The sequence below is a fragment of the Limnohabitans sp. 2KL-1 genome (genome assembly GCF_003063435.1).
Taxonomy (GTDB): Bacteria; Pseudomonadota; Gammaproteobacteria; order Burkholderiales; family Burkholderiaceae_C; genus Limnohabitans_A.
The window spans coordinates 179,058-196,013 of record NZ_NESL01000001.1 but is presented as its reverse complement, the minus strand read 5'-3'; the positions used below and the strand labels follow the sequence as shown (position 1 = coordinate 196,013).

Here is a 16,956-nt window from a genome sequence, read left to right as displayed (position 1 = left end):
CGCCCCCGGGGCAGAATGCCCGGGCGCTCAGCTGCGCAGCCCCTTGACCAAGGGTTGCGCCAGCCGTTCACCTTCCTGCACCCAGAACGACGGGTCAGCGTTACGAATGCGGTTGATGGCGTTGCCCATGTGCGTGGCGGCCGCTTGCCGGGCTTGGTCGGGGTCACCGGCTTGCACGGCCTGCAAGATGGCTTGGTGTTCGGACTGCACTTCGGCCGCAAAGTCGACCCGCCGCGCTTCGTTGGCCCGCGTGACTTGCGTGGCCCCATGCACAAACTGGCTCAGGTATTCCAGCGTCTGGATCAGGAAGGGGTTGCGCGTGGCTTCGGCAATCGCACGGTGGAAATTCACGTCCTCGGCCACACCGTTGCCACCCGCCTTCACCGCGTCATGCAGGGCCTGGACGGCTTTTTCGATGCGGCGGATGTCGCTGGCGCTGCGCCGCTGTGCGGCCAGTGCGGCCACCTCGGCCTCCAGGGCGCGGCGCACTTCCACCATCTGAATGACCGCCTCCTGCGAGGCCGCGTGCTGCGCCTCGAAGTGCAACGGTGCAATCGGCAACGTGGGTTTCACAAACACCCCGCTGCCCTGGCGCGAGTCCACCAGCCCCACCGATTTCAGGCGCGACACCGCTTCGCGCACCACGGTGCGGCTGACCTGAAACTGCTCGACCAACCGCGCCTCAGTGGGCAACTTGTCGCCGGGTGCCAGGCGGCCCTGCTTGATTTCGGCGCTCAGTTGTTCGGCCACCTGATCGGACAGGCGGGCACCGCTGGAGACGGGGGTGAAGTTCTGACTCATACGCTTGTCATACAAAAAACAAGTTCAGCTTAACTTGTCTGTCGACTTCTGGCTGTCACGCGGACGGGAGCCCGCCCATCGGGGTCAACTTTGCCCGGACATTGCCAGCCACAAGACCCTCGCTTAGAATTACGTTTAGGTAAATTCATTTATCCATAGTAAATTCATCCTGAGCACCCCAAGGTGCTTTCTGACCATTTTGGAGCTCGTCACATGGGTGCTTACGTCAACCCGATCTATCCCTACAAGTCGCCTGCCGACCTGATGGCCACACCGCCGCAGCGCAAACCGCTGATCGTCATTGGCGCAGGGCCGGTGGGCCTGGCTGCTGCCATCGACGCCCGCCTGCAGGGCTTGGACGTACTGGTGCTGGACGACGACAAAACCGTCTCGGTCGGCTCGCGGGCGGTCTGCTACGCCAAGCGCTCGCTCGAAATTCTGGATCGCCTAGGCATTGCCGACCAAGCCTGCGACATGGGCGTGAGTTGGAACATTGGCCGCACCTTCCTCGAAGAAGACGAGGTCTACCAGTTCAACCTGGTGCCCGACGCGGGCCACAAGCGCCCCGGCATGATCAACCTGCAGCAGTACCACGTTGAGGAAATGCTGATTGCCCGAGCTTTGGAACTGGGCGCTGACATCCGCTGGCAGCACAAGGTCACCGCAGTCACCCGCCATGACGACCATGCCACCCTCACCGTGGAAACGCCCGACGGCACGTTCGAGATCGAAGCGGACTGGCTGGTGGTGGCCGACGGTGCGCGCAGCCCGATCCGCCGCCATCTGGGCCTGGACATCGAAGGCCGCGTGTTCCAGGACCGCTTCTTGATCGCCGACGTGATCATGAAAGCCGACTACCCGGCCGAGCGCTGGTTCTGGTTTGACCCGCCGTTCCACCCCAACCAGAGCGTGTTGCTGCACAAGCAAAGCAACAACGTCTGGCGCATCGACTTTCAGCTGGGCTGGGATGCCGACCCTGAAGAAGAAAAGAAGCCCGAAAAAGTCATTCCGCGCCTGCAAGCCATGCTGGGCGACGACCGGCCTTTTGAGCTGGAGTGGGTCAGCATCTACACCTTCCAGTGCCGCCGCATGACCGACTTTCGCCATGGCCGCGTGCTGTTTGTGGGCGACGCGGCGCACCAGGTCTCGCCCTTTGGCGCACGCGGGGCCAACTCGGGCTTTCAGGACGCGGATGATTTGATGTGGAAACTGGGCTTGGTCATCAAGGGCCAAGCCAGCGAGAAACTGCTCGACACCTACGCGCACGACCGCCAGTTTGCGGCCGACGAGAACATCATGAACTCGACCCGCTCGACCGACTTCATCACGCCCAAGAGCCGCACCAGCAAGACCTTTCGCAACCAGGTGCTGGCGCTGGCCAAGCATTACCCGTTTGCGCGCAAGCTGGTGAATTCGGGCCGCTTGTCCATGCCGTCTTTCCTGACCGAATCGGTGCTCAACACGCCCGACACCGACGCCTTTGAAGGCCAGATGGTGCCCGGCGCACCGATGGACGATGCCCCCGTGCAAGTGAACGGACAAGACGCCTGGCTGCTCGACCAAGTGGGCAAGGGCTTTCAGCTGCTGCTGTTTGTGGACGCTGTGCCTTCGCCCGAGGTGCTGGCCCAACTCCATGCCCTGCAAGAGTCCGGTGGGAGCGTCACTCCGGGCGCGAAGACCCGGCCCTTAAAAGTCACGCCCCTCATCGTCGCATCCAGCCCCCTGAACATCCCGGGCATCCATGTGATCGTCGACAGTCAAGGCCTCGTGGCCAAGCGCTACGACGCCCAACCCGGCACCACCTACCTGCTGCGCCCGGACCAGCATGTGGTGGCCCGCTGGCGCAAGCTGAACGCCCACGCCGTGCAGGCCGCATTGGCCCGCGCCCTCGGAAGCCAGATCGGCCAGGCCTGAACCGTACCAAGGACTGACATGAACACCGACACGAACACCGACACAACCACCGCCCTGAAAACAGAACCCAACTTCCACGAAACAGGCCGCCGCTTCTTCCGTGACTTCTCACCTGGCGACGAGTTTTATGAACACCTGATCGAAGCCCACAACGGCCTGAGCGACGAACAAAGCGAAGCGCTCAATGCCCGCCTGATCCTGCTGCTGGCCAATCACATTGGGGACTTGAGGGTGTTGCGGGAGGCGTTGCACGTTGCGCGTCAAAGCGCCTGAGGACGGGGTAGCGTTGCAGCGCGTTGGATAGCTCTGCATGGCGCTGCAAGTGAGTCATTCAACCAGCAGTCAAAGTAGGCGGGTAGAGGAGTTGTTGCTGGGACCCTAAAAAAATCAGAACTCTGTGGGTCAATTTCGATCAAAGTACAAGGTTCAATGAGCCACGCCAACAACGCTTAATGATTGAGTCGGATTGAAATTTAATGAAATCAGTCACTTACGTTATGGTGCCCCACCATCATCAGTGAGTTTCAGCAGATGGCGGTTATCGAATTCGTTGGATTGAATAGCCCCGTTGCAATTCTCAGTAGGGCGGTCTGGTCTCAGTCACTGCGATGCCTCGTGATGACCTTGGCAGTTTCCAGCAAGGCGTCGCGCATCTGTTCCAAATCTTGCGCGCCCACACGAAATTTGGGGGCGACCATTGACAGACAATGCTTCACTTCATGGCCTGTGATGATCGGGACAGACACGCCGACCACCCCCTCATCGCGCTCTTCATCAGAATAGGCGTAGCCTTCGTGGGCAATTTTCTTCAGTTCGTAGAGCAAGGCATCTTTGTCAACGATCGTGCTGCTGGTGTAAGCATGTGGTCTGCTGAGGGACCATACTTGGCTGAGCTTTTCCGGTGAGGCATAGGCCAGAAACAGCTTCGCGCTCGCTGTGGCTGGCCAAGGCAAGAGGCTACCGCGAGTCGATGCCAAGCGTATCCGTTGCCGACTCTCAATGCGTTCCAGTGTGACCACATCGAAGTCGACCAGCTCATTGAACAGTACCGTTTCATTGAAACGGTCGGAGAGTTTGAGCATTTCCTCGCGCGCCAACCCGAGGTAGCTGGTTGTTGCCCTGCCGACACTTGCCAAAACTTGAATCTTTGGACCGAGCCTAAAAGAGCCATCTCCGTCTTCAAGAATGAGTTGGCTATTTTTTAGTGAGCCCAGATACCGGTACACCGTACTTCTGGGCATGTCCATTTTTTGCGCCAGTTCAAGCGCTGTCCAGGCAGGCTTTTCGTAGCTGAACAAAAGCAGAATCTCAATGACGCGGTCAGCGGTGGAGTTTGCCAATGAGGGAATCGCCGGGGCATGCATGATTTCTGTGTCCTTGTTTTCAGGTCGCCGTCATGGTAACTCGGACCCATGCGCTAGATATGCAAGTCCCGGCCCGTCAACTATTTCTTGTTCTTGTAAATTCTCTCTAATTTGTCAGCTTCCTGGGAAATCAAGGTCGCGAAGTGTTCTCGCGATGCCGGGGCGGGATACATGCCAGTGGCTTTGATTTTCTGAGCAAGCTCTGGATTGGCCAATGCTTTGTTCAAGGCATTGTTGAGCAGCACTAATTTTTCTCGCGAAGTGCCCTTGGGCGCGAGGAGTCCCATCCAGCTTTGAATGGCGAAGCCGGGATAACCTGTTTCGGCAATCGTGGGTATGGTCGGTGCCAAGGGATCACGTACGGGACCCGAAACAGCCAATGGCGTTGCACGCCCGGCTTTCTCCATTTGAATCCCTGCGCCAATGGTGGCAAACGCCAAATCAACATCACCTGCCTGGAGGGCAAGCGTTGCAGGACCCGATCCGCCATAGGGCACTTCAATCAACTCGTAGCCACCCATCTGCTGCATGTTCAAAAAAGCAAGGTAATGAGGACTGCCTTCGCCCAGCATGCCTGCGCTCATCGCGCCGTTCATCGATTTGGCTTTGGCCGTCAACTCCTGCATCGATTTGATACCGCTCTTCTTGGACGCCAGCAAAACAATTTGCAAGTTGAGAACTTGACCCACTGACTCAAAATCCTTGAGAGATTCATAGGGCAGTTTGTTGGCCAATTTTCCCAAGCGGTTCATCGCTTCGTTGATCGAATGAAAGTCCGTTACAAACAGCAAGGTATAGCCATCTGCGGGAGATTTCGCCACTTGGCTTGTGCCGATCACGCTGCTCGCACCCGCCTTGTTCTCGACAATGATGTTCTGACCCAAAATGTTTCCCATCTCTGTGGCAACGAGTCTTGCTGCCACATCGCCACCTCCGCCCGGTGCCAAAGGCACAACCATGCGTATGGGCTTGTTTGGATAGTCCTGCGCATGTGCGCTCAGGGACAGGCATGCGGCGATGGCCGCTGTCAGCAGGTTTTTGATCAGTTTCACAAATGTCTCCTTATTTCATCAACTTGAGCAAGCTTTCGACCGTTGTGTTCAGCTCCTGGGCTGAACTCACCGCCGCCACGTACCGGTCTGGCCTGAGCACAACGAATTGCCATTGGGGATTTCTGAGCAGCCAGTCGCGAAATTTGCCTTGCATGTCTTCCGCATCCAGCGATCTGGACTCAGGAGTTTTTACATGGCTTATTGATTTCGATGGACGGATGTACAGCGTCTGAAATCCCGCTTGTCGCAACTCTTCGGCATTGCGCAGGTTCAGCACTTCGGCGGGATCTTTGTTGATCCCAATCACACAGAAATTCGGTCCGATCAGATCGTCCATCTTCACCGCAGAACCATTGGCTTGCAATGTGGGTTGCATGAACAAGCGACCTACCGGGTTGTCCTTGCGGGCCACGTTCTCCGGATGATGCAAAACGATGCCATTGACATAGCGTGACATCGGTTTGAACTTCAGCTGCAACACATACTCCTTCGCACCTGGCAAGCTCTGGATGGCGCGAAAAAAGATGTCCCGGAATAATTCTGTAATACGACTGTACGGCTTGTAGAAGGAGCCAATCCAGGTTGCAAAGTTCACCATGGCCAAGGCATGCTCACGGCGTTCGCTGTTGTAGCTTTCCAAAATATGGGGGCTGACCTTCTTTTGGACGACCCAGGCCAACTTCCACGCGAGGTTGGTCGCATCGCGCAGACCCGAGTTCATGCCTTGTCCAAAAAACGGGGGCTGCAAATGAGCGGCATCGCCCGCGAGAAAAACCCGGCCAACCTGAAACTTTTCCGCGATGCGTGAATGGTGCAAGTAAATGCGTGCACGTTTCATTTCCGGCAATTGGTCGAAGTCTTTGTAATGAAGACGCATCAACTTCTCAATATTTTCTGGCTTGAGCACATCTTCATCACGTTCATCGCGCTTGAGTTGATACTCCAGCCGTCGATAACCATAAGGAAGATGGATGGAGATGCTGGGCCTGTCAGGATGACAGTGAATCGCCGTGTAGGGCGCATACAGCGGATCGTTCAGCACATCGATGACCAACCATTTATTGGCATGCGTCTTGCCGATCAGCTTCACATCGATCAAGTCCCTGATCGTGCTGCGCCCTCCGTCTGCACCTACGGCATATGCCGCCTCAATGTTGAACTTCTTTCCGCTGCTGTCTTTCGCCTGCAGCAAGACACCCGATGCGTTCTGCTGAAGGCCTTCGATCTCCATACCCAACTCGATGCGCACATTCGGGTAACGCTGCAAGCCTTTGCGCAATGTGACTTCCGTCAGTGGCTGAATGAAGAGATTGCGCCGTGGCCAACCATACGGCTGTTCGGCTGGCGCCACCTCGGCGAAGCACCGGCCTTTGGAGTTGTAATAACGCGCAGGTGCGTTTTGAACCATGTCATCCAGAAGCGCTTGTGTCAGACCGACACCTTGCCATGAACGCAGTGCCTCGTCGTCGGCGCCTACCGCACGCGGGTAGTCGAGCACCTCCAGACTGCGTTCGATCAACAGTGTGCTAACGCCATAGACACCCAGGTAGTTGGCCAGAGTCACGCCACACGGCCCCGCTCCGACAATGACAACGTCGGCTTTGATTGTTTCGCTCATGGTTTGTGCTTGTTCAGGAAATGGATGAAATGGCGGTTGAAGGTGTCGGGATCTTCAAAATGCGGCCAGTGGCCAACGTTCGGCATCTCGACATATTCCGCGTGTGGCATCAGCTGGGAAACTTTTTTCGCCGTCTCCAAATATTCGTCCTTGTCCTCTAAAGAGGCAATGACCAGTACTGGCACCTGGATGCTTGCCCACTGTGCGTCTGCGATCAGGTTTTTCTGCCGAATTTCAGGGTCTTGCAAACACAGGATGTGCATCATCGCCATCGGCATGTCAGGCTGCTGGTATATCCGCTGCCGCACGGCAATGATGTCCGGGATTCGGTTGGCCTCGTCGTGGATCAAATGATCAAAGATGGGCTTGATGTTTTCCCATGTGGGTTCATCAACAGCCTTGGTCCGTGCGCCCTTTATCCGGTTCATGTTGGCGGCATTGGCAAAGTAACCCGCTGCAGACAACAGGGTGATTGTCTCCAAACGTTCTGGATGGTTCAGCGCCAGACGCGCTGCCACCCACGATCCGAGCGAACAACCAATCACGCTCGCCTGCGTGATTTCTATGGCATCCATGAAGTCTTTGACATGCTGGGCATACACGTCCGTTTCATAGGGCATATCAGGCTTGTCGGTGTAACCGCAGCCAATCATGTCGATCGCGTAACAATCGAAGTGCTTGGACAGGGGGCCGAGATTCTCTGCAAACCCCTCCCAGCTGCCCGCTGTACCGTGCAGCATGATGACGACCGGTTTGCCCTTTTGGCCAGCGTGCGCGTAACGCGTGCGGATGTTCTTGACTGAAATCCACGATTGCTCAAATGGCACATCAATCAGTGCTGTCCAGATGCTTCTGTAGTTGTTCATGTGATGGTCATCCTTTTAGTTTCTGACGCATTTCTTCGCGCCACATTTCCAAGGGCACGCTGCCAGGCAATGCATCTGCATACCGCTGGGTATCCGCCAGGATCTTTTCTTCAGGCTCCAGCAAGTCAAGCGGCGCGCGCCATGGCTGATGCACTTGCCAAGGCGTGACGGCATAGATTTCGATTTTGTTGCCTTCAGGGTCAAAGAAATAGAAGCTCCAGCTGTTGCCATGGTGGCGCGGCTCCATGCCTTCCAATGAGTGCGGAAGGAGCATCTCGTAATAGGTCTTGAGATCTCTGAGGCTGTCCATGCGAAATGAGATCTGGTTGAGGGTGGTTGCCCCATCCATGACCCGCGAGGGCACATGCGCCAGCACAACCTGATGGTGCTCATTGTCGGAACGGGACAGGAACGTCAGTTCCGTTCCATTCAAGACCCCCTGATCGACAACGATCAAACCCAGGTACTTGGTATAGAACGCCTTCATGACTTCCATGTTTTTGACGTAGACCCCCGCATGGGTCAGTTGCGCATTTGGAATTTTCAATTTCAAATCTTTCTCATTTAATGGGAATAAAGTTCATTAAATGGGAATTATCATAATTTGTCTGACACCATCTCCATCTAGGGCAAACCCTTAGGTGGGATTTGATGGGCCAATCAGCATGCTGAAATGTCGTGCTTCAAAGAGTGCGGCACACATCGGTGAGCGCACAGACGATCAGCTGCTTGATCCGACTGACGCAAAGGCCAGCAGTGGCACTTTGGCCTGAAGCTGCACATTGGCCTGGACGGTCATGAGTGTCAAGAAACGGGTTGCCGCCACGCGTTTTTCAGACCCCATGTCTACCATGAGCCTCCCTGAGAACGCGTCCTAAACGTCACCACTGCGCTCGCTCCCCATTGATTTAAATCAACGCTTGCGGCGCTTATATTCGTCAGAATTGATAAATACGAAAATATTTATCAAAGGACGCACCATGCACACACGAACATGGATTTTGGGCGCATTGACAGCCTGGGCTTTTTTGCTGCCCGCAACCAGCCCGGCTCAGTTTGTCGCCAACGATGCCCGCCTGCTGGCATCGGGATGTTTTCAATGCCATGGCACGAACGGCAAGAGTGGGGCCTTTGATGCCTTGGCTGGCGATGGCAAGCAGGACATGCTCAACAAGCTCAACGACATGCGCAAAAAGTCGGCTGGCTCCAGCATCATGGTCCCACATGCCCGTGGATACACCTCGCAGCAATTGGACATGATTGCCGATTACTTCTCCAAACAGAAATAAGGGGACAGCCATGACAAGTCCATTTGATTTTTCGCTCAGCCGCAGACGCCTTCTGACCGCCATGGGTGCGGGGACCGCATTGGCCACCACGTTCCCGGCCTTTGGCTTGGCAGCCCCCACTAAAAAAATTGTGGTCATCGGTGGCGGCATGGCCGGTGCCACAGTGGCCAAATACCTGCGCCTTTGGAGCAACAAGACCGTCGATGTGACGATCGTTGAACCTTCGACCACCTATGTCTCCAACATCATGAGCAATCTGGTCGTCACAGGCCAGTACCTGCCTTCCCTGCTCAACTACAACTGGAGCAAGCTCGCCACCAATTACGGCGTGAAAATCGTCAAAGGCAGCGTCACCGGCGTGTCCGCCAATGGTTCAGGCTGGAATGTCAACGTGGCAGGACTGGCCACACCGCTGAGCTGTGACCGCGTTGTGGTCGCCCCCGGCATCAGCTTTGACACCGTACTGGACAACATCGCCCAACCCACGGCGGTCCTGCATGCTTGGCAAGCAGGCCCTCAAACAACCCAGTTGCGCGATTTGCTCTTCGCACTGCCACCCACGGGCACCTTCATCATGAGCATTCCGCCGGCACCTTACCGTTGCCCCCCCGGTCCTTACGAACGCGCTTGTGTGATTGCGGACTACCTCAAACGGAACAAGCCGGGCGCACGCATCGTGGTGCTCGATGCCAACCCCGATGTGATGGCCGAGCCGGCCAATTTCAAAAATGCCTTCAGCACCTTGTACGGCAATAACTTGACTTACCTGGCGGGGCGAAAAATCAAATTCATCACGGCTGGCACCGCCAACTACAGCGGAACGGTGACGGTGGACATCGTGGGCACCGGGTTTACCGAAAACCATGCCGGTGATTTGCTCAACATCATCCCAGCCCAGAGGGCCGGCTTGATCGCGCAAAGCATGGGCCTGTGTGACGACACGGGGTTCGCACCCGTCAATGGCGTCTCTTTCGAAAGCACGATCAAACCCGGCATCCATGTGATTGGTGACGCGGCTAAAACGTCTTTGCCCAAAGCAGGTCACGTCGGCAATCAAGGTGCCAAGATTTGCGCGGATGCCATCTTGCGCCTGTTTGCCAACCAGCAACCCTATGCCACGCCGACGGCGAATTCCGCCTGTTACTCGCCCCTGAGCAACACGCTGGCCTCTTGGCTCACAGCGGTTTACCAGTACGAACGACAGCCTGATTCGAGCTGGAAGTATGTGGCCCGGGACCAAATCAGCACCCAAACTGGGCCGACCGAAGCCCATGGCGCGAGCACCGGAAATTTCACCAAAATGTCCACTTGGTACAAAACCTTGATGACCGAAACTTTTGCGTGATGACGCCACCATCGCCGGAGCGTTTCACCTGTCCAGAACGCTTCCGGCCGGTTCACATGCCCTGAGCGCTTGCGCCAGCATCGACGCCAATCCCACCACATTGCTTTCATGCGCCACGCTGTCCGTGCTCCAGAACTCGCCCACGCCAGCTGCATGGATGCGCTGCAGCGCATCGCCTGCCAGCAGGGCGTGCGTCACGGCCACGTCCACGCTGGCCGCGCCTGCGGCCAGGGCCAGCGCGGCGGCGGTGGCCAGGGTGTGGCCGCTGCTGGCCACGTCGTCCAGCAGCACCACGGCCTGGCCGCGCAGGTCGCATGCGGGCAGCGCGATGCGTACAGCGCGGTCGCCTAGGCGCTCTTTGCTGCACACCGCATGTTGAAGGCCGTGGGCAGCGGCGGCTTGGGTGACCCATTGCGCTGATTCGCTGTCGGGCCCCAGCAAGAAAGCGCCGGGGCGGTGCTGCGCAATCCAGTCGCCCAGCAGCGGTGCCGCGCTGAGCGCGATGGCCTGATGGGCGGGCACCGCTTCGGCCAGGGTGGTCACCCGGTGCAGGTGCGGGTCCACGGTGATGACCGCGTCAAACATCGTGGCCAGCCAGGTGCCCACGATGCGCTGGCTCACGGCCTGGCCTGGGGCAAACGCCATGTCTTGCCGCATGTAGGCCAGGTAGGGCGCGACCAGGCTGAGGTGTTGTGCGCCCAGTTGGCGTGCGGTGGGCGAGGCCAGCAGCAGCTCGGTCAGTTTGTCATTTGGCTGGTGCAGGCTGCGCAGCAGCACCACACGCGGGGGCAAGTGCGCGGGCAGGGTCAGCTGGGTTTCGCCGTCGGGAAAGCGGTGGCGTTCTACCCGGTGCGGCACCAGCCCAGCGGCCTCGGCCAGGCGCAAGGCAGTGGGGGTCTCGTCTTCAAAGTAGAGCAATGCACCGCGTTCAGACATCCGCACACCTTCTTCAAAACTCGACAAACACATGCGGCACTTCATCGGCCTGACCCAGGGTGTAGCCGCTGGCTTTGCGGCACAGCTGCGCGGCAAATTCCAGATCGCTCGGGTAGGCGGCGTGCACGCGAAACAAAGGCGCGCCCTGTTTGACGCTGTCGCCCAGTTTGTGCAGCAGGTCCACCCCGGCGCTTTGCACTTTGGGGGCTCCGGCCATGCGGGCCACGCGGGCGATCTGCAGGTTGTCGATGCCGATCACCACGCCGTCGGCAGGGGCGCACACCTCCAGCGTGAGTGCGCCCAGCGGCGGGTGGTTGTGGTCAAACGGGCGTGCGCCTTGGGCGTTGATGATGGCCTGCATGCGGCTGAGCGCTCGGCCGGAGTCGAGGATGTCGCGTGCGATGGCAAAGCCGTCGCCGCCGCGCACATCCGGGCTGGCTTCGATCAGGCGACCGGCCAGCCGCAGCGATTTTTGCCGCAGGTCGTTGGGTGCACGCGGGTCGTTTTCGAGCACGCGCATCACGTCGCGCGCTTCGAGCATGGGGCCCACGCCCTGGCCCACCGGCTGGCGGCCGTCGGTGATCACCACTTCAAGCGACAGGTGCATGCGAGAGGCCACGTATTCAAACAACCGGCGCAGGCGCTGCGCTTCGGGCATGGAGCGCACTTTGGCGGTGGGGCCAATCGGGATGTCGAGCACCAAATGGGTGGAGCCCGCCGCGATTTTTTTGGACAGGATGGACGCCACCATTTGCGCGGGAGAGTCCAGCGACAGCGGCCGTTCGACCGCGATCAGCACATCGTCCGCGGGCGACAGATCGGCCGTGCTGCCCCAGGCCAGACAACCCCGGTGCGTGCGCACGATCTCGGCCAGCTTTTCAAAAGGCAGCTCCACATCGGCCAGCACTTCCATGGTGTCGGCCGTGCCTGCGGGCGAGGTGATGGCGCGAGACGAGGTCTTGGGGCACAGGATGCCGTAGGCCGCCAGGATGGGCACGACCAGCATCGAGGTGCGGTTGCCGGGGATGCCGCCGATGCAGTGCTTGTCGACCACCAGCGGCTCGCGCCAGTCCAGCCGGCGACCAGCTGCCACCATGGCTTCGGTCAGGAAGTAGACCTCTTCGCGGTCCATCTCGCCCCGGTTGGTGGCCACCACAAAGGCCGTGAGTTCGATCTTGGAATAGTGGTGCGCGGCGATGTCCTGCACGATGGCGTGGAAGTCTGGCTTGTCCAGCCGCTCACCGTTGATCTTGCGAAACAGCGCTTCCATCGATGCGGGCGGCTCGGCCTGAGAGACCGATGCGGTGTGCCCGTCAGGGATGCCCAAATGTTGGAAGGCGTCTTCGGACAAGCCCACTTCGCCGCAGGCCACGATGCTGTCGTCGTCCACCACATTGAGTGTGGCCAACACATGCCGCCCATTGGCCCGCACTTGTATTTTGGACAGCGCTTGAAAGCCCTCGGCGCGGTAAATGGCGCAATTGCGGTTGAGGTAGGCCACGTTTTCGCGGTAAGTGTCGATGGCCACACGGCGCAAGGACAGGGGCGATGCCCGTTCTGCAGTGCTGGCAGGCGAGGCGTTGGTGGCAGACAAGGTGAGGTTGGTTGGGGCAGGAGTGTCCATGGGTTTCAGCCTACACCGAAAACGCCCGCTGCGGCAGACCTGCCTGGCATCAGGCCTTGCAGTGGCTCAATGCCTGCGCAGAAAAAACTGCGCTGTCGCGCCGGTCAGGGCAAACGCCAGCATCATCCAGCCCAGGTTGACCGCGCCTTCGTGCGGCACCAGGCCCACCAGATAACCCCCGGTGGCCCCGGTGAGCTGCTGCATCAGGCCAGCCACGGCAGCGGCCGATCCGGCCAGCGCGGGCAGCACGCCCACGGTCCCCGCCAGCGCAGGCGGGTTGAGCAGGCCATGGCCAAAGCCCAGCAAGAGCAGCGGCAGGGCCACAGCCAAAGCCGTCTGCACGCCAAACAGCCCCAGCGCCAGCATCACGACCAGGCCGCCCAGCGTCAGGGCCTGGCCCCAGGCCATCACGCGCGATTCGCCCGCCTGCGCAATCAGCCGCGACGTCATGAAGTTGCCCAAAATGTACGAAACGGGTACGGCCATGATGAACCAGCCAATCCCGTCCGGGCCGATGCCGTAACCCTTGAGCACGATGGGTGCCCCGGCGAGGAAGGCATAAAACGTGGCGGTGGTGGCGGCGAGGATGGCGACGTACAGCAAAAAACGCGGCTCTCGCAGCAAACGGGCGTAGGCGCTGAGCATGGACCGCAGCCAGTGGCCCGGTGCAGGCGCAGGTTTGGCCACACGCGGCAAACCCAGCCATGCGGCCACCAGCAGCACCGCCGCCAACACCGCCAGCAGCACGAAGTTGGTTTGCCAGCCGTAACGCACATGGATCTGCCCGCCGATCAGCGTGGCCAGCGGCGGGCACATGCCCAGCGCCATGCCGATGTAGGCCATGACACGGGTGCGCTGTGGCCCGGTGAACAGGTCTTGCACCATGGAGCGGCTGACCACCATGCTGGCCGCGCTGCCCGCGCCTTGCAGCACACGGGCAGCGGTGAGCGTGGCGATGTCGGTGGCCAGTGCGGCCATGACCGAGGCCAGCCCCGCCACCACCAGGCCCAGCATCAAAATGGGTTTGCGTCCATGCCGGTCAGACAGCGGGCCGTACACCAGCTGCAAAGCGCCGTAGGCGACCACATAGCCACTGAAGGTCAGCTGCACATCGGCCTGGCGGGTGTTAAAAATGGTGCCCCACTCCTGCATGGAGGGCAGGCACAAGGTCATGGCCAAGAGGCCAAAGGAGATTTGCGCCAGCAAGTTGGCGATCAGCCAGGGGCTGTGGGCGGGCGAGCCCATCTTGGCTTGTGCGGTCTGCATCTCAGCCGCGCTGCAGCTTGTAGACCGCCGTGCCTGCCATCAGGTTCGGGAAGTGGCGCACTTCCTGGCCGTTTTGCAGACCGAAAGCGTCCACCACCTGCAAGTGGTTTTTGCGGACCAGGTCGCCAAAGTCGGCAAAGGTGCCCACGCGGATGTTGGGCGTGTCGTACCACTGGTAGGGCAGGCGCTTGGTCACCGGCATGCGGCCTTGCAGCACGCTCAGGCGGTTAAACCAGTGCGCGAAATTGGGGAAGGCCACAATGCCCACGCGGCCCACGCGCACCGTCTCGCGCAGCATGGTTTCGGCGTTGCGCAGGTGTTGCAGGGTGTCGATTTGCAGCACCACGTCAAACGATTGGTCGGCAAACAGGCTCAGGCCTTCGTCCAGGTTCAGCTGCAGCACGTTCACACCGCGCTTGACGCACGCGTGCACATTGGCATCGTCCAGCTCCACACCGTAGCCAGTGCAACCATTGTGTTGTTGCAAATAAGCCAGCAAGGCGCCATCGCCGCAGCCCAGGTCAAGCACGCGGGCACCGTGGGGCACCAGCCGTGCAATGGCTTGCATGATCAAGGGGTCGCTCATGCGGCACCTCCTTCGTTCAGGGCATGGGCCATGTTGTCGAAGTACGAGCGCACCACGTTCAGGTAACGCGCATCGTCGAGCAGGAAAGCGTCGTGCCCGTGCGGTGCGTCGATTTCAGCGTAGCTCACGTCGCGGCGGTTGTCGAGCAGGGCCTTGACCATCTCACGGCTGCGGGCGGGCGAGAAGCGCCAGTCGGTGCTGAAGCTGACCAGTAAAAATTTGCAGCTGGCGCGGGCCAGCGCTTTGGACAGGTCGCCGCCAAAGGCGCGGGCCGGGTCGAAGTAATCCAGCGCCCGGGTGATCAGCAAATAGGTATTGGCATCAAAGTACTCGCTGAATTTGTCGCCCTGGTAGCGCAGGTAGCTTTCAATCTGGAACTCGACTTCTTGCGTGGAGTATTTGTAGCCCGTGGCGTTGTGCGTGACGGCTTCGCGCAGCTCGCGGCCAAATTTTTCATTCATCACGTCGTCGCTCAAATACGTGATGTGGCCGATCATGCGGGCGATGCGCAGGCCGCGCTTGGGCACCACGCCGTGTTCGTAAAAGTGGCCGTCATGAAAATCAGGGTCGGTCACGATGGCGCGGCGTGCCACTTCGTTGAAGGCGATGTTCTCGGCATTCAGGTTGGGCGCGCTGGCCACCACCACCGCATGCTTGACCCGCTCGGGGTATTGCAGCGTCCAGCTCAGGGCTTGCATGCCGCCCAGGCTGCCACCCATCACGGCGGCCAGTTGTTCAATGCCCAAGGCGTCGAGCAGTCTGGCTTGCGCGTTGACCCAGTCTTCGACGGTGACCACCGGGAAGTCTGCGCCGTACACGCGTCCCGTGTCGGGGTGGGTGTTCATGGGGCCGGTCGAGCCAAAGCACGAGCCCAGGTTGTTCACGCCAATCACGAAAAATTGATCGGTGTCCAGCGGTTTGCCGGGGCCGATCATGTTGTCCCACCAGCCCACGTTTTTTGGCTGGTCGGCATAGACGCCGGCCACATGGTGCGAGGCGTTCAGGGCGTGGCAGATCAGCACGGCGTTGGACTTGTCGGCATTGAGCGTGCCGTAGGTTTCGTAGCTCAGCGAATAGCCACGGATGGACGCACCGCTTTGCAAAGGCAAAGGGGCTTCAAACAGCATGCTTTTGGGCTCGGCGATCAGCATCGAAAGTGTTCAGGTGTTCAAAAAACAAAACCCGGCTTCGCAGTCAGCTGGGCCGGGCTTCAGTGGGTTGAAACACACGCCATTTAGCTGAATTTCGGAACTCTGGTGGTTCCGGCGCCCGCAATCGGGTTCAAATCGGCGCATGGGGCGAGTATAAGGGCGAAGGCCCGGTCCATGTCAGGAGCACGCATGTCAGAACTTTATGGCTCGGACGCCTACAGTCCGGTCGAAATCGCCCGCCGCGTCGAGGGGGTTGGCGAAGCCAAGGCCCGCATGGCCGCGCTGCCGCTGGCTTTGCTGGGCGTGCTGGCCGGGGCGTTCATTGGCTTGGGGGCCATGCTGTTTGTGCTGGTCAAGTCCGACCCGACGCTGGGCTTCGCCACAAGTGCGGTGCTGGGCGGTTTGGTGTTCTCGGTGGGCTTGTTCATGGTGGTGGTCGCCGGGGCCGAGTTGTTCACCGGCAACAACCTGATAGTCATGGCCTGGGCCGATGGCCGGGTCAGCGCGGCGCAGGTGCTGCGCAACTGGGGCATCGTGTGCCTGGCCAATTTGGTGGGTGCGGCCGCTCTGGCGCTGTTGGTGTTCGCCAGCGGCCATGCCAACCTGAATGGCGGGGCGATTGGGCACAAGGTGGTTCAGATCGCCGTGGCCAAACAAGAGCTGCCATTTGTCACCGCCTTGCTGCGCGGCGTGTTGTGCAATGTGCTGGTCTGCATGGCCGTGTGGATGGCCATGGCCGGGCGCAGTGTGGTCGACAAGGCCGTGGCCGTGATGCTGCCGGTGATGGCGTTTGTGGCGGCTGGTTTTGAACACAGCATCGCCAACATGTATGTGATGCCGCTGGCCATGCTGCTGCAGCACGGCGGCCTGACGGGCTACCCCGCCGTCACCTGGAGCGGCATGCTGGGCAATCTGCTGCCCGTGATCCTGGGCAATATTCTGGGCGGTGCTTTGCTGGTGGCCGGGGTTTACCACGTCATTTACAAGCGCCCAGTGCCTGCTTGAACCCATGGGGTTCGTTGGATTTGTAGGTCGGCACCTTCAGGTCCGATATGGTCCTCACTGGTGCTGGTGATCTTGAATTCGCCCTGGCCCCATGTCGGGGCTGAAGCCACCGACCTGCTGACGATGCGTCAGGCCATGA

16 protein-coding genes are annotated in these 16,956 nt (G+C 59.6%); 5 read left to right on the top strand and 11 right to left on the bottom strand.

All coding sequences use genetic code 11. The annotated features are described in order from the left end of the window. Positions 1-27: 27 nt before the first annotated feature. Positions 28-801: a FadR/GntR family transcriptional regulator gene (locus B9Z47_RS00890; protein WP_108329385.1), complete on the bottom strand. Its 774-nt coding sequence runs from the start codon at positions 799-801 to the stop codon at positions 28-30. Positions 802-1,014: 213 nt separating this feature from the next. Here B9Z47_RS00890 and B9Z47_RS00885 point away from each other — a divergent pair, with 213 nt between their 5' ends. Both B9Z47_RS00885 and B9Z47_RS00880 read left to right on the top strand, forming a co-directional pair. After that, a complete protein-coding gene (locus B9Z47_RS00885; RefSeq protein ID WP_108329384.1) occupies positions 1,015-2,715 on the top strand; it encodes an FAD-dependent oxidoreductase in 1,701 nt (566 codons plus the stop codon). A gap of 18 nt (positions 2,716-2,733) precedes the next feature. Then, a complete protein-coding gene (locus B9Z47_RS00880; protein ID WP_108329383.1) occupies positions 2,734-2,988 on the top strand; it encodes a DUF2783 domain-containing protein in 255 nt (84 codons plus the stop codon). A 323-nt stretch (positions 2,989-3,311) separates the two neighbouring features. Here the strand turns inward: B9Z47_RS00880 and B9Z47_RS00875 are convergent, their stop codons facing one another. The 5 genes from B9Z47_RS00875 to B9Z47_RS00855 form a co-directional block, all read right to left on the bottom strand. Further along, positions 3,312-4,079: an IclR family transcriptional regulator gene (locus B9Z47_RS00875; RefSeq protein WP_108329382.1), complete on the bottom strand. Its 768-nt coding sequence runs from the start codon at positions 4,077-4,079 to the stop codon at positions 3,312-3,314. A gap of 80 nt (positions 4,080-4,159) precedes the next feature. Next, positions 4,160-5,131 (bottom strand): tripartite tricarboxylate transporter substrate binding protein, encoded by a 972-nt coding sequence (locus tag B9Z47_RS00870; protein WP_108329381.1) that lies wholly within the window; start codon positions 5,129-5,131, stop codon positions 4,160-4,162. A gap of 10 nt (positions 5,132-5,141) precedes the next feature. Beyond that, complete coding sequence (locus B9Z47_RS00865) at positions 5,142-6,749, bottom strand: bifunctional 3-(3-hydroxy-phenyl)propionate/3-hydroxycinnamic acid hydroxylase (RefSeq protein ID WP_108329380.1); 1,608 nt, start codon at positions 6,747-6,749, stop codon at positions 5,142-5,144. Next, entirely contained in the window at positions 6,746-7,615 is an 870-nt protein-coding gene (locus B9Z47_RS00860; RefSeq protein WP_108329379.1) for an alpha/beta fold hydrolase, read from the bottom strand. Before B9Z47_RS00860 ends, B9Z47_RS00865 begins: the two co-directional genes overlap by 4 nt. A 7-nt stretch (positions 7,616-7,622) precedes the next feature. Continuing rightward, complete coding sequence (locus B9Z47_RS00855) at positions 7,623-8,168, bottom strand: VOC family protein (protein WP_108329378.1); 546 nt, start codon at positions 8,166-8,168, stop codon at positions 7,623-7,625. A gap of 427 nt (positions 8,169-8,595) precedes the next feature. Here B9Z47_RS00855 and B9Z47_RS00850 point away from each other — a divergent pair, with 427 nt between their 5' ends. Then, positions 8,596-8,904 carry a c-type cytochrome gene (locus B9Z47_RS00850; protein ID WP_108329377.1) on the top strand — a complete coding sequence of 103 codons (309 nt, stop codon included), beginning with the start codon at positions 8,596-8,598 and terminating at the stop codon, positions 8,902-8,904. A 10-nt stretch (positions 8,905-8,914) separates the two neighbouring features. Beyond that, complete coding sequence (locus B9Z47_RS00845) at positions 8,915-10,249, top strand: FAD-dependent oxidoreductase (RefSeq protein ID WP_108329376.1); 1,335 nt, start codon at positions 8,915-8,917, stop codon at positions 10,247-10,249. 24 nt (positions 10,250-10,273) lie between these two features. Here B9Z47_RS00845 and B9Z47_RS00840 read toward each other — a convergent pair whose 3' ends face one another. From B9Z47_RS00840 to B9Z47_RS00820, 5 genes are all read right to left on the bottom strand, one after another. Beyond that, a complete protein-coding gene (locus tag B9Z47_RS00840; protein WP_108329375.1) occupies positions 10,274-11,185 on the bottom strand; it encodes a ribose-phosphate diphosphokinase in 912 nt (303 codons plus the stop codon). Positions 11,186-11,198: 13 nt separating this feature from the next. Further along, the gene (locus B9Z47_RS00835; protein WP_369911569.1) at positions 11,199-12,809 is read right to left on the bottom strand and encodes a thymidine phosphorylase family protein; all 1,611 of its coding nucleotides are present in this window, start codon (positions 12,807-12,809) and stop codon (positions 11,199-11,201) included. A gap of 66 nt (positions 12,810-12,875) precedes the next feature. Then, on the bottom strand, positions 12,876-14,075 hold the full coding sequence (locus B9Z47_RS00830; RefSeq protein WP_108329374.1) for a Bcr/CflA family efflux MFS transporter: 1,200 nt from the start codon (positions 14,073-14,075) through the stop codon (positions 12,876-12,878). Position 14,076: 1 nt separating this feature from the next. Continuing rightward, entirely contained in the window at positions 14,077-14,661 is a 585-nt protein-coding gene (gene metW / locus B9Z47_RS00825) for a methionine biosynthesis protein MetW (protein WP_108329373.1), read from the bottom strand. Next, positions 14,658-15,812: a homoserine O-acetyltransferase gene (locus B9Z47_RS00820; protein WP_108329372.1), complete on the bottom strand. Its 1,155-nt coding sequence runs from the start codon at positions 15,810-15,812 to the stop codon at positions 14,658-14,660. Before B9Z47_RS00820 ends, metW begins: the two co-directional genes overlap by 4 nt. A 189-nt stretch (positions 15,813-16,001) precedes the next feature. On the opposite strand from B9Z47_RS00820, the gene B9Z47_RS00815 reads away from it, so the two are divergent. Then, on the top strand, positions 16,002-16,817 hold the full coding sequence (locus tag B9Z47_RS00815) for a formate/nitrite transporter family protein (RefSeq protein WP_108329371.1): 816 nt from the start codon (positions 16,002-16,004) through the stop codon (positions 16,815-16,817). Positions 16,818-16,956 lie beyond the last annotated feature (139 nt).